This window comes from Tessaracoccus caeni (assembly GCF_029211185.1).
GTDB classification, from domain to species: domain Bacteria; phylum Actinomycetota; class Actinomycetes; order Propionibacteriales; family Propionibacteriaceae; genus Arachnia; species Arachnia caeni.
On record NZ_JARGDO010000011.1, the window covers coordinates 102,849 to 116,537 of the forward strand.

6 protein-coding genes are annotated in these 13,689 nt (G+C 68.1%); 5 read left to right on the plus strand and 1 reads right to left on the minus strand.

Annotated features, from left to right (window positions below; translation table 11 throughout):
• Positions 1–1,620 carry an FAD-dependent oxidoreductase gene (locus tag P0D62_RS11355; RefSeq protein WP_275702667.1) on the minus strand — a complete coding sequence of 540 codons (1,620 nt, stop codon included), beginning with the start codon at positions 1,618–1,620 and terminating at the stop codon, positions 1–3.
• Between the two features lie 94 nt (positions 1,621–1,714).
• Here P0D62_RS11355 and P0D62_RS11360 point away from each other — a divergent pair, with 94 nt between their 5' ends.
• The 5 genes from P0D62_RS11360 (at position 1,715) to P0D62_RS11380 (ending at position 13,575) form a co-directional block, all read left to right on the plus strand.
• Positions 1,715–2,494, plus strand: coding sequence for an RDD family protein (locus tag P0D62_RS11360; protein WP_275702668.1), 780 nt, complete (start codon positions 1,715–1,717; stop codon positions 2,492–2,494).
• A gap of 49 nt (positions 2,495–2,543) precedes the next feature.
• The gene (gene malQ, locus P0D62_RS11365; RefSeq protein ID WP_275702669.1) at positions 2,544–4,691 is read left to right on the plus strand and encodes a 4-alpha-glucanotransferase; all 2,148 of its coding nucleotides are present in this window, start codon (positions 2,544–2,546) and stop codon (positions 4,689–4,691) included.
• 216 nt (positions 4,692–4,907) lie between these two features.
• Positions 4,908–8,474, plus strand: coding sequence for a DUF4132 domain-containing protein (locus P0D62_RS11370; RefSeq protein WP_275702670.1), 3,567 nt, complete (start codon positions 4,908–4,910; stop codon positions 8,472–8,474).
• Positions 8,471–12,157 (plus strand): DUF4132 domain-containing protein, encoded by a 3,687-nt coding sequence (locus P0D62_RS11375; protein WP_275702671.1) that lies wholly within the window; start codon positions 8,471–8,473, stop codon positions 12,155–12,157. Before P0D62_RS11370 ends, P0D62_RS11375 begins: the two co-directional genes overlap by 4 nt.
• A 107-nt stretch (positions 12,158–12,264) precedes the next feature.
• The gene (locus P0D62_RS11380) at positions 12,265–13,575 is read left to right on the plus strand and encodes a hypothetical protein (RefSeq protein WP_275702672.1); all 1,311 of its coding nucleotides are present in this window, start codon (positions 12,265–12,267) and stop codon (positions 13,573–13,575) included.
• Positions 13,576–13,689 lie beyond the last annotated feature (114 nt).

A 13,689-nucleotide genomic window follows, 5' to 3' on the forward strand; every position in this document is an offset into this window, starting at 1 on the left:
TCAGCGCGAGGTGCCGGCCTTCCAGGTGGTGTAGCCACCGTCGAGGTTGCGAGCCGTGTGGCCGTGGCCTGCCAGCAGGCGCAGCGCCGTGTGGCCCCGCACGCCGACCGCGCAGTGCACGATCAGGTCGCCGTCGGGGAGTTCGTCCAGCCGATCGCGAAGGTCGTCGAGCGGGATGTTGATGGCCCCGTGGATGGCGCCCGCCTCGAACTCCTGCGGGGTGCGCACGTCGATCAGAGCTGCGCCATCGGCCATCGCGTCGGCCAGCTCATGCCACTGGATCGAGGCGCTCACCCCGGAGCGCAGGTTCTCGGCGACGAAGCCCAGCATGTTCACCGGATCCTTCGCTGAGCCGAACTGCGGCGCATAGGCGAGTTCCAGTTCCGCCAGCCCGCTGGCCGTGATGCCGCCCGTGATGGCGCTGGCGATCACGTCGATGCGCTTGTCGACGCCGTTCCCGCCGACGCCTTGGGCGCCGAGGATCCGGTCGGTGTCGGGGTCGACCAGCAGCTTCAGGGACATGCCGGCAGCACCGGGGTAGTAGCCGGCATGGTTGGCCGGATGGGTGTGGATGGCGCGGTAGGGGCGGCCGGCCGCGCGCAGGCGCTTCTCATTCCATCCCGTGGCGGCCACTTGCAGGCCGAAGACACCGACGATCGCCGTTCCCAGCACGGCTCGCCCGGTGCCAACGCCCAGCGCGATGTGATCGGCCGCCCGGCGCCCCTGAAGGTTGGCCGTGTTGGCCAGGGGCACCGCCACCTGGCCGCCGTCCAGGGCGTCGCGCTTGATGACGGCGTCGCCGACGGCGTAGATGTGGGGGTCGGAGGTGCGATTGACCTCGTCGACGAGGATGCCGCCGCGCTCGTGCACGTCCAGCCCGGCGTCGACCGCCAGAGTGTCCTGGGGACGCACGCCGATGGCGGCGATGACCAGCTCGGCCGGCAACCGCGTGCCCTCGGCGAGCACGACGGTGTCGTCGCCGATCGCGGTGACGGCGCTGCCGAGATGAAGGTCGACGCCGTGCGCTCGCAACGCGTCGTGCACCGGTTGCACCATCTCGGGATCGAGGGGAGCCATCACCTGGTCGAGCGCCTCCACCAGTGACACCGTCATCCCCAGCGAGACGAGGTTCTCGGCCATCTCGATGCCGATGAACCCGCCCCCGATCACCACGGCGCTGCGGGCCCCGGCGGCGGCTGCGACGATGCGGTCGGTGTCTTCGACGGTGCGCAGCGAGAGAGCGCGCTCGATGCCGGGAATCGGCGGACGGACGGGGCGCGCCCCGGGCGAGAGGATGAGGGCGTCGTAGGACAGGGTGCCGGTCTCGCCGGTCAGGGTGTGCCGGACGGAGACGGTCTTGGCGTCGCGGTCGATCGTCGTCGCCTCGGTGTTGACGCGCACGTCGATCCGGAAGCGCGATCCCAGCGACTCGGGTGTCTGCAGCAGCAGGGCGGAGCGCTCTTCGATCACGCCGCCGACGTGGTAAGGCAGCCCGCAGTTGGCGAACGAGACATACCCGCTCTGCTCCAGGACGACGATCTCCGCGTGCTCGTCCAGCCGTCGCAGCCTCGTGGCCGCGCTCATCCCGCCGGCCACCCCTCCGATAATCACAACTCGCATGCCCGAAATATACCCCCAGGGGTATATAGGTCTGCAAGTCGGGGTGATCGGGGTGATTTGCAGGACGTTGCCGCGCTCATGGCACGATGTAGGTATGAGCTATAACGCGGCGCAGCCCCCGGCCGGATGGTATCCCGACCCTGCAGGATCGGGAGGAGAGCGGTTCTGGGACGGTGCAGCCTGGTCCCAGGCCACTCGGGACGCCCAGCCTGCGCCGGCACCGGCGCCCGCACCGCAGGAGGGCGCCTCGCCGTCGTTCATCGCCCAGCAGACGCCGCGGCCCCAGACGCCTCCGGCCTATGGCCCGCAGCACGGCCCGGTCAACCCCCAGTACCAGGTGCCTGCCGGTCGGCGTCTCGTTCCCGGGCAAGGCGGTCGTCCGCTGGCCGGCTTCGGCAAGCGGATCGGGGCCTGGGCGCTCGACTACCTGTTGACGCTGGCGCTGGCGACGGTGCTGACCAGTTCCTTGAGCGCGCGGGTCACCCAAGGACTCGAGATCTACCTGGGACGACTCGTGGCGGCGATGCAGAATCCGGCCGCAGAGTTCCCGGCCGCCCCGGAGTCGCTGTGGGCCGACTACTTCCTGATGCTCGGGGCGATCAGCCTGGTTCACGTGGCCTATCGCGTCCTCACCAATGGGCTCATCGGCGCCACCTTGGGCGAACGCGTACTGAAACTGAGCGTCGCTAGAGCGGGCGACGAGAGCCTGGCTAAGATCGGCTGGGCGACGGCCATCGTGCGAGGGCTTTTCTCCGGCTTCTTGGTGGCGCTGGGGTTCTTCCTCGGCATCCTGGACCTGATCTTCGCGGCCTTCACGCAGCGTCGGCAGGCCTTGCACGACATGGTGGCCAAGGTCGTCGTCTACGAGCGCTAACAAGAGAGGTGCCGGCTGTCTGCGGGATCTCTGAGAGGAAAGCAGGAGCATGACCGATCCGAACCAGGCGTTGTCGGAGCTCGCGGATCGCTACGGCATCGCCCGCGAGTTCTGGGATTGGAAGGGGCGCCACCGCAGGATCTCCGCGGAGACGATCATCGCCGTCCTTGCCGCGATGGACATCGACGCCACCTCGGATCAGGCCTGCTGGGACGCCCTGGCCGCGTCGGATCGCAAGCGCTGGCGCCAGACTCTGCCGCCGTGCACCGTCGCAGAGGAGGGGCAGGGCATCCACGTCGTCGTGCACGTGCCCGCCGGCACCTCGGTCACTGTTCAGGTGCAGTTGGAGAACGGCCAGTTCCGCCCCGCGTGGCAGTCGGAGAACTGGGAGTCCGATCGTGAGGTCGACGGCGTGTGGCTGGGCGAGGCCACCTTCTGGCTGGGCGAGGATCTGCCGGTGGGCTACCACCGTCTCATCGCCACCACCGAGCGCGGCACCGAGACGGCGTCGCTGATCGTCACGCCCACCTATGTCGGCTTGCCGCCGCGGCTGCGCGGAAAGCGGGTGTGGGGTTACAACACCCAGCTGTATTCGGTCACGTCCAAGCACTCCTGGGGCATCGGCGACCTCGGCGATCTCGGCGACCTGATCACCTGGTCCGGCACCAAGCAGTTTGCTGATTACGTGCTGATCAACCCGCTGCACGCCACCGGGGTGGAGCCGCCGCTGGTGCCGTCCCCGTATCTTCCCGCCAGCCGCCGGTTCATCAACCCCATCTACATCCGCCCGGAGTCGATCGACGAGTACCGCGACCTGGGCATGAGCGCGCGCCGACGCGTGCACGAACTGCGCAAGCAAGCGCGCAAGATCGGGCGCGCCGATGCGATCGATCGCGACGCCGTGTGGCCGCTGAAGCTCGAGGCGCTGCGGATCATCTTCGACCAGGGGCTTCGTCCCGCCCGGCTGCTCGCCTTCTCCGACTTCCAGCGCCGTGAGGGCGACGGCCTGCGCAACTTCGCGATCTGGTCGGTGCTGTCGCTGCACTTCGGGCCCAACTGGAAGGAGTGGCCGGAGGAGTACCGCCAGCCGGGCGGTCCGGAGGTGGATGTCTTCGCCCAGGAGCACACCGAGGACGTGGCCTTCTACTGCTGGCTGCAGTGGATCGCGCAGCTCCAGGTGAGCTCCGCGCAGAAGATCTCGGCCGACGTCGGCATGGACATCGGCATCATCACCGACCTCGCCGTCGGCGTCTCCGAGGTGAGCGCCGAGACCTGGATGATGTCGGACGTCTACGCCAAGGGCATCAACGTCGGCGCCCCGCCGGACGCCTACAACCAGCACGGGCAGGACTGGGGGCAGCCGCCGTGGCGTCCCGACCGGCTGGAGGCGCTGGCCTACGCGCCGTTCCGGGCCATGGTGTCCGCGGCGCTGCGTCGCTCGGGCGGCGTGCGCATCGACCATGTCATCGGGTTGTTCCGCCTGTGGTGGGTGCCGCAGGGCCTCGGCCCGACGCAGGGCACCTATGTGCGCTACAACCACGAGGCCCTCGTCGGCATCCTCGCTTTGGAGGCCTCGCGCGCCCAGGCGCTGGTGATCGGCGAGGATCTTGGCACCGTCGAGCCGTGGGTGCGCACCTACCTGGCGCGCCGTGGCCTGCTGGGCACCTCGGTGCTGTGGTTCGAGTCCGGCATGCAGGACGAGCCGCTCGACGCCCGCTGGTGGCGCGAGCTGTGCATGGCCTCGGTGACCACCCACGATCTGCCCCCGACGCTGGGCTACCTGGCGGGGGAGCACGTCTACCTTCGCGAGCGACTCGGCCTGCTCACCGAGCCGCTGGAGGAGGAGCTGACGGCGGCGCGCGCCGAACAGCAGGCGTGGATCGATCAGCTGATCAGCTACGGGGTGCTCAAGCCAGAGCGGGCCGACGACCACATCGAGGTGATGCTGGCGCTGCATCGCTACCTGCTGGCCACCCCGTCGCGGATCCTGTTGGCCTCGCTGGCGGACGCCGTCGGCGAGAAGGCCACGCAGAACATGCCGGGCACCGACCAGGAGTACCCCAACTGGCGCATCCCGCTGCATGACGCGAGCGGTCGCAAGATCTCCTTGGAAGAGGTCTTCTCCGCGGACCTGCCGCGCCGGCTCGCCGCCGTGATGAACGGCATGCCGCAGCAGCCGGAGTCGCGCTGGGACTGAGCCCGCCTCGCCGTCGCATTCCCTCGACGCCCCGCCTCCTAGCCACTCGACTTCCCGATCTCTCCAACTTCCCGACCACCTCAATCCCGGAAAATCGGCCAATGGCCGATTTTGCGGTGTCTGATGCCGAAAATCGGCCACTGCCTGGGATCTCCCGGGCATCAGCCGGTTGTCGGAGGGCTCCGTTAGTCTCGGTTGACGACGAGAGGAGCGACGTTGCCATTCGAATTGCTGAAGAAGCTGGTGGTGGGCTCTGCCGAGAAGCCGAGTGGGCCGTTGGTTCGCGCCCTACGTCCGCTAGCAGCGCCGTCGGCGGCCCTGTCGGAGCGCTGCGTCGCTTACGTTCACGATGGCAGTGAGGCAGCTGTGCTGCTGGAACTGGAGCGGGCCCAAGGCCAGGGGCTGTTCGACCTAATGGGTCATCCGGCGTCGCTCCAGGGCTGGTGGCATCCCCAGGAGGCGACGGAGAAGGCGCTGCGTTCGGTGGGGCTGACGCCCGAGGCTGTGCCCCGGGGGCGCCATCGGTACTACTTGTCGGCGGCGAAACCGGAGCAACTGGTGCGCTTCGCCCACGTGCTCACCGCCGTCGCCCATGACGTCGAGCGCCAGGTGCCCGGCGTTCCGGTGTGGCTGACGGCGCTGCTGAACGATCTGATGGGCACCCTTCCGCACAGCGTTCACACCGTCAGTCGGCTGGCTAAGACGCTGCCTCGCTGGAATGCCGGGTTCGTCGTGGACCTCCTGATGACGGACGGGCACCCACGCGAAGAGGCGGAAGCCCTGGCGTTGGCTGCCATGATCCAAAAGCCGCTCAGGGAGACCTACGACGAGATCGATTCCAGCGATCTTCCCGGGGTGGATGTGCTCTTGGCCGATCGTGGCCTCGCGGTGAAGGAGGCTGGCGTGCTCACTGCCAAGGCCAAGACCTGGCTGATGGAGCGCGCAACACGAGACCAGGCAGTGGCCGTCGCGCTGACCGACGTGGTGGCGGCTTTCACCGTCGAGTCGGCCAAGGGGCCGCGCACGGCGGCCTTGCGCGTGTTGAAGACCCTGCCTGAGGCCACACGGGCGGCAGCGATCCGCCCGGTGCTCGCGAAGGCGCCTGCCTCCCGCGCGGCGGATCTGGTGGATCTGCTGGGGCAAGACTCTCAGGGCATGAAACTGCTGGACGAGGCCGTCAAGAATGGCGCCAAAATCACCTCACTCGTCGCGAAGGTTGGCGGGCGCCAGCATGCCATCGCGGCTGAGCAGCCCGACGAGCCCCTGGTCGTGCCGCCGTTCACCCCAGTTCCCGAGCTGGAGCTCACCCGGAGCGACGTCGAGCCATTGCGGGCTGTACTGCAGGAGATGGGGCGGGTGCGGCAGGACCACCTCGACCAGGTGATCGCCGTCGCTAATGGCTCTCATGGCAGGGTGTCTCTGCTCAACACCTACAACCTGTGGTGGCTGAGCCGCAGCATGCCGTCGCTGAACCTGATCCATCTGCTGCGGTTGTCCAGAGCTGAGCGTCCGTATTATCTGGCCGGGGCGCTCGACTTCCTGGAGGACGACGATGCCCTAGACCTGAGAGCAGTGGAGGACGCCGTGCGTCGCGCGGGGGTGCATTCCGAGCAGATCGGCCGCGATGGCATTTCGGACAACGACCTGGCGGGCCTTGGAGTGCGGATCCCCGGAGACAAAGCCTGGCCATGGTTTGCGGGACGCCCCGATCTGGTGGAGCGATGGCTGGAGGCCGACGCGGAAAAGGCCGGTCAGATGCTGGAGGTACTCGCCCACTTCCCGCAGCTGCCAGGCCGAGTGCTGCCGAAGGTGGCGAAGCTGGCGCTCAGTGAGTCGCGCACCAACCGCCCGCGCGCCCAAGCCGCGTTGGCCGGGCATCCCTCGGCGCAAGCGCTGGCCGCGCAAGGGCTGGCCGACGGCAAGGGTGAGATCCGGGCGGCTGCGGCCGGCTGGATCGCGGCGCAGGAAATGGTCGACGGCGTCGAGTTGCTGCGCGGGGCACTGGGCAAGGAACGGCGCGAGGACGTGCGGGCTGCGATGCTCACGGCGCTCGAGATGCTGGGCGACGACATCGCGGTGCATCTCGCTCCCGCCGTGCTGGAAGCAGATGCGGCCAAGGCCCTGAAAGTGAAACCGCCGGCGTCGATGGACTGGCTCGATCTCGATCTGCTGCCCACAGTGCGGTGGGCCGATGGCTCCGTCGCTGCCCCCGCGCTGCTGCGCTGGTGGGTGGTGTTGGCGGTGAAGCTGAAGAACCCCGACGGGTCGGGGCTGCTCGACCGCTACCTCTCGCTGCTGCATCCCGACGATGCCGCTGAGGTGGGGCGCTTCGCTCTGCGCTGGTGGATCGCGCAGGACACTCGGCATCCCGATGAGGCAGACAGCCGCGCGCATGCCGAGGCGACGGGAGAGGGGGAGTGGAATGCAGCGCAGGCTCTGGTGAAGCGGCTGAGGCGGCAACGCAAGATCGAAGCCGACTGGCTACGCTACGCCGAGGAGCAGGCGGCACGTCCTGTGGAGGCCTTCATCGCGGACGCCTTCCGGGAGGACCAGGCCATTTACATGGGTTCGGCCATCGCTGACAAGGGCTTGCTCGCGCTCACCACACGGATGCCCGGTTTGGGGCTGGCCTCGTCGGTGCAGTCCTACATCCGCCTCCATGGTGGGCGGCGCGCCCAGGTGGAGGCACTGGTGCACGCGCTTTTCGCCAACGGCGATCCTGCGGCCATACAGGTACTGCTGTCCATCTCGCGCCGGTTTAGACAGGCGACGGTGCAAGCCAAGGCCAAGGAGTTGGTGGAGCGGCTTGCTGAGCAGCGGGGCTGGACGTCCGATGAACTGGCCGATCGCACCATTCCGACGGCGGCGTTCGACGATGACGGCTTGTTGCGCCTCAGCTATGGGGAGCGGGAGTTCCTTGGGCGGGTGAACACGGCCTTCGGAATCGATGTGGCAGACCCGGATGGCAAGCCCATCAAGGCGCTGCCAAAGCCTCGGCTCTCCGATGACGAGGAGGCCGCAGCTGAGGCGAAGAAGCAGCTCACCGCCTCCCGTAAGGAGCTGAAGGTGGTGCTCACGCTGCAGGCCGCGCGGCTGTACGACGCGATGTGCGGCGGCCGCCCGTGGCCGGTGCCGGTGTGGCGGGAGTTCCTGATGTGGCATCCGTTGATGGCGCAGCTGGTCACCCGGCTGATCTGGACCGAAGCGAGCGCCACTGGTGAGCGTCGGTTCCGCCCGACGGAGGACGGCGCGCTGGTCGATCTGTCCGACGAGCCGCTGACGCTGGCCGACGACGCGGAGATACGGCTGGCGCACAGGGTGCTGATGGGCGACGATGAGGCGCGCGCCTGGCGCGAACATCTGGCCGACTACGGCGTCGTCGCGCTGTTCGATCAGCTCAGCGCCACGGTGCCCGCACACGCCGAGGGGGCCGTCGCGTTGGATGATCTGAAGGGGCACATGACCGACAGCTTCAGCTTCCGTGGCGTGGTCACCAAGCGTGGTTACGTGCGGGGCGGCGCCCAAGACGCGGGCTGGTTCACCGAATACACCAAGGGCTTCTCCGGTCTGGGGCTCACCGCCGTGCTGGAGTTCACCGGGTCTTACCTTCCTGAAGACAACATCCCGTGCGCGACGGAGTCGTTGTTCTTCCAGCGAGGGCATCGTCAGGTGCCGCTCAAGGACGTGCCGCCGGTGCTGCTGGCCGAGTGCTACGCCGACTATGCGGCCGTCGCCGCACTCGGCGCCTTCCATCGCGACTACCACGAGAGGCTGCACCCGTGACGAGCATCGAACAAGAGCTGAGCGAGCTCCTGCTGCGCGCGGTACTCCGCTCGGCGGTCGGGCAGTCGGAGGCGATGGGGCAAGCGTGTGTCGGCTATGTGCGCGACGGCGAGGCGTCGGCGTTGCGAGACGTGACCGCTCTCTCGGGGCCTCCTCCATCGCGGGCTCGGCAGCGGCGCTGCGGTGAGGTGGAGGAGTGGTGGCAGCGGTTTGATGCGCTGGATGAGGCATTGCAGCAAGCCGGGGTGATTGTCCGCGAGCCCACCCGGCTGCGGCACCGCTACTATGCGTCGCGGCCGTCGCCCGAGGAACTGATGCGGTTCGCCCGGCTGCTCCCTGTCCTGGTCGGCGGCGTCGAGCGTCGGGTTCCTGGGGTGCCGGCGTGGCTGATGATGCTGCTCGACGACGTGGTAGACACTGCGCTGAATCCCCACCCCGTCGAGGAGCACCTGAAGAACCCACCGTCGGACCCGTCACCCGATGCTCCGATGTTCTTCGTTAGCGGGGGAGACCCCGATTATGTCTCCGACGCGACGGCCCTCGCGAGCGTCCTTCCCGGGTGGGACGCGTCCTTCGTCGCGGAACTGCTCGTCGCCGATGGCCACGCGCGCGAGGAGGCAGAGGTGCTCGCGCTGCTCGCGATGGTCCAGAAGCCGGGCGAGCTGCGCTACGGCAGGGTCGCGGTCAGCGATCTGCCGGGCGTCGTCGAGTTGCTGGCCGCGCGCGGGCTGCCCGCTACCGACGCGGCCAAGCTCGATACGGGGGCCAAGGTGTGGCTGATGGAGCGCGCGGCAGGTGATCCCGGCCTGGCCGGTGCCCTGGCTGAGACGATCGTCGCGCTCACCGTGGATGGGGTGAGGGAAGCCAGGCTCGCCGCAATCCGGGCGTTCGAAACGTTGCCCGATGACGTGCGCTCCCAGCTGGTCGTCCCCGTCCTGGTGGCGGCGCCGTCCAAGCACACCGATGATCTAGTGGAACTGCTGACGCGCACCGCTGGCGGGGCGGAGCTACTGTCCGATGCGCTGGCGCGCGGCGCGCAGATCGGCATGATCGTCGAATGGTTCGCGCGGCGGCAGCAGGCCGTTGATGCCGACGACAGGGAAGAATGGATCTTCCCCTACTACCAGCCCGAGGAAGAGGTCCGGGCCGGAAGCGAAGCCATCGAGGAGCTGCGGCAGGCGGTTGCAGACAGAGCACACGATGCCCGTCGGCACCGGAAACAGGCGTGGGCGCAGCAGCAACTGGCCCAGATCGAGACGCTCACCCGCGACGACTACGACGATGTGGTGCGGGCCGCCAATGGTGAGCCGGTCGTGCCGCAGCTGGTGAAGACCTTCGGCGTCTCCTGGGTGAGTTACGCCGCCTACTCGCTCAGCCTCGTTCATCTGCTTCGCCTGGCCCGCCACGACCCGGACAACACCGACCTGCTGGATGTCGCAGACCGGCGGTGGCTTCCGCCCGATCCACGCTTGCTGGAGGACGCCGTCCGGTGCGCGGGCGTGCATGCCGATCAGATCGGCGCGGAGGGTGTCACACAGGATCGTCTGGCGCGGCGCGCGATGGCGAACATCGACGAGCAAGCTTGGCCTTGGTTTGCCGAGAACCCGCAGGTGCTCGAGCGCTGGCTGGTGGGTGACGCCGCCGAGACGAACGCCGCCCTTCGCGTGCTGACCCGGTTCCCCAGCCTGCCGCAGACTTTCACGCCTTTGGTGGCGCGCATCGCGGTGAGCGACTCGCGTCTGAACCGACCCCTGGCGCAGCAGCTGCTCGCGCCCCATCCCGAGGCCGTCGCGATCGCCGCGTCGGGCTTGGCCGATGCCAGTAGCGACGTGCGCGCGGCTTCTGCCAGCTGGCTCGCCATGCTGGGCGACGCGGCGGGAATCGAGCCGCTGCGTTCGGCACTGGTCAAAGAGAGACGCCCGAAGACGCAAGCCGCGATGCTCAGCGCGCTAGAGGTGCTGGGTGACGACATTTCCGTGTACCTCGCTCCAGAGGTGCTTGCGGCTGAGGCCGCGAAGGGCCTGAAGGCCAGGCCGCCCGCGTCCTTGGCCTGGCTGGATCTCGATCTCCTTCCGTCCGTGCGCTGGGTTAGCGGCGACGCCGTCGACCCGGCGGTGCTTCGCTGGTGGTTCGTGCTGGCTGTGAAGGTCAAGAACCCGGATGGAACCGGGCTGTTCGACCGCTACCTCTCTCTTCTCGATGCTCGCGACGCGGAAGAGGTCGGGCGGTTCGCGTTGCGAGCCTGGATTGGCCACGACACCGCTCACCCCGCTGAGGAAGACAGTCGCGCCCACGCGGCGGTTCTGGGACTTCAGTGGTGGCAGGACGCTCAGGATGACCTGAAGGAGATGCGCAAACTCCGGCGTATCGATCCGGCGAACCTGCGCCACTGGGAGGAACGAGCCGCCATCCCGAAGGACGAACACATCGCTGGCGTGTTCCGCGAGCATCAGGCCACCTACCTCGGCTCGGCGGTCGCAGACAAAGGCCTCCTGGCGCTGACCACACGGATGCCGGGGGCGGAACTGGCAGCGGCTGTGCAGTCGTACATCCGCGACCATGGCGGGCGGCGTGCCCAGGTTGAGGCCCTGGTGACGGCGCTGTACGGCAACGGCGATCTCGCAGCGCTCCAGCTGCTGCTGTCGATCTCGCGGCGGTTCGGGCAGCGGACGGTGCAGGACAAAGCGAGACAGTTCGTCGAGCGGCTGGCCGAGCAGCGTGGCTGGACACCCGACGAGCTGGCCGATCGTACCGTCCCTGACGCTGGTTTCGGCGACGATGCCGTGTTGCGCCTCAGCTATGGGCCGAGGGAGTTCATAGGGCGCGTCAACGCGAGATTCGGCATTGACCTCTCCGACCCGGACGGCACACCGATCAAGGCCCTATCCGCTCCGCGAGTCTCCGACGACGCGGACGCCGCTGCGGAGGCGAAGAAGCAACTCGTTGCGTCACGCAAGGAGGTGAAGGCTGTGCTGACGGCGCAGACTGGGAGGCTCCACGACGCGATGTGTGCCGGCAGGACGTGGTCGGCACAGGTGTGGCGAGAGGTGATGCTGGGGCATCCGTTGATGGCGCAGCTGGCCAGCCGACTGATCTGGGAGATCCTGGGTGAAACCGGTCGGCGCAGATTCCGGCCCACCGAAGACGGCGAGCTGATCGACGTGTCCGACGAGTCCGTGACGTTGGCCGACGATGCAGAGGTGCGGTTGGTGCACAGGGTGCTGATGGACGACAACGAGGCGCAGGCTTGGCGCAAGCATCTGGCCGACTATGGCGTCGTCACGCTGTTCGATCAGCTCAGCGCTACGCCGCCGGTTTTCGACGAAGATGCCGATGCCTTGGACGACCTGCAAGGTCATCTGACCGATACCCGCCGTTTCCGCAGGGCGGCCACTAAGCGTGGCTACGTCCGGGGCGAGCCGGACGAGTTCTCCTGGTTCACCGAGTACGTCAAGCCCTTCCCGACCACCGGATTTACGGCGGTGCTGGGGCTCACCGGTTCCTCCCTGTTCGAGGAGAATGTCGCCTGCGCAACGGAGTCCTTGTCCTTCCGGCGCGGCCGGCGCGATGTGGTTCTGAGAGAAGTCCCGCCGGTGCTGCTGGCCGAGTGCTACGCCGACTACGCGGCCGTCGCCGCGCTTGGGCCCTTCGACGTCGATTACCACGAGAAGGTGGGATCTTGATGTTCCTCCGCGACGGCGTTTCGCTCCGCTGCCACGACCGGTTTTCGGCGTCGATCCTGATTGTCGGAGGGCTCCATTAGTCTCGTCAGGCAACGAGAGGAATCGCGTTGGTATTCGACAAGCTGAAGAAGTTGTTCGCGGGGTCACGGCCGTCCGTCGTGGTGGCCGCCCGCACCGATGACGCGGCGGTGCTGCAGGCGGCTCTGCTTCCCTTGGTCGCGCACTCCCGGGTGCTGGCCGATCGCTGCGTGGCGTTCGTTCGCGACGGCAGTGACCCAGGCGTGCTCTGGGATCTGGAACATGCGGCAAACCCGGAGCTGGTGCAGTTGCTGCACAATCCTGCGCGGCTCGACCCCTGGTGGTGGGCGGCGGAGTCCACGAGGAAGGCATGGGAGGGGTTGGGCCTGACGCCCGATCACGTGCTCCAGGGTCGCCACAACTACTATGGCGCCTCGCATCCTCCGGAGGAGTTGGTGCGTCTCGGCCGGTTGCTCGCGGCGCTCGCCACCGAGGTCAACCGCCAGGCCGACGGCGTGCCGCTGTGGCTCACCGCGCTGCTCAACGACGTGGTGGCCACCATCCCCAACCGTGCCGCGGGAAGGGAGTCGATCATGCAGGCCCTTCCGCAGTGGCAAGCGGGGTTCGTCGTTCAGCTGCTGTCCGTCGACGGTGAAGCCGGGGGAGATGAGGCAGCGGTGGCGCTGCGCGCTCTCATTCAAGCGTCCCCGGATTCCGGGTATCGCAGGTTCCAACCCCACGAGCTGCCCGGGGTCCGGGAGCTGATCCTGAGTTGTGGGCGCCTGTCACCTTCGCAGGTCGCCGGGCTGAACGCCGAGGCGCGCGTCTGGCTCATGCAGAAGGCTGCGGACGAGGTCGGCGTCGGAGAGGCGTTGTCCGACGTGGTGGCGGCTTACACCGTCGATACCGCAAAGAGCGTTCGGGCCGCGGCGCTGAATGCCCTGAGCAGGCTGTCGCAGCAGTGCCGGGCAGAGGCCATCGCTCCGGTGCTGGCCCGGGCATCGGCTAGCCGGGCGGCGGATCTCGTCGAGGCGCTCAGCCGCGATCCGCAGGGGACGCGGCTGCTTGCGGAGGCCGTCGAAGGCGGGGCGAAGATCGGTGCGCTCGTCGCGCAGAGTACCCAGCGCATGGAGGCCATCGAAGCGAAGGATGACGGGCAGCCCGTGCTGGTGCCGCCATTCACCCCGTTGCCGGATACGCCGGCGGGCCCGGAGGTCGTCGATCAGCTGCGAGCAGCGTTGGACGCGGAGATCGCGCGCGCCCAGGGCAAGAACATCACCTGGGCTCAGCGCGCCATGGAGAAGGAGCGGGGCATCAATCGCACCCAGCTCGAACAGGTGGTGGCCGCCGCCAATGGGGCGCAGGTCGAGGTGAAGCTGCTCAAGGAGTACAACCTGTGATGGCTGAGCAATGCCGCCCCGTCGTTAAACCTCATTCATCTGCTGAGACTGGCCCGGCACGAGCGCTTTCGGCGGATCAACAACGCGCTCTACGTTCAACGCGCCAAGATCCAC

Excerpts from the sequence above, each read along its gene's own strand:
- malQ (WP_275702669.1), top strand. The coding sequence starts at position 2,544 with ATGACCGATCCGAACCAGGCGTTGTCGGAGCTCGCGGATCGCTACGGC.
- P0D62_RS11360 (WP_275702668.1), top strand. The coding sequence starts at position 1,715 with ATGAGCTATAACGCGGCGCAGCCCCCGGCCGGATGGTATCCCGACCCT.
- P0D62_RS11355 (WP_275702667.1), bottom strand. The coding sequence starts at position 1,620 with ATGCGAGTTGTGATTATCGGAGGGGTGGCCGGCGGGATGAGCGCGGCC.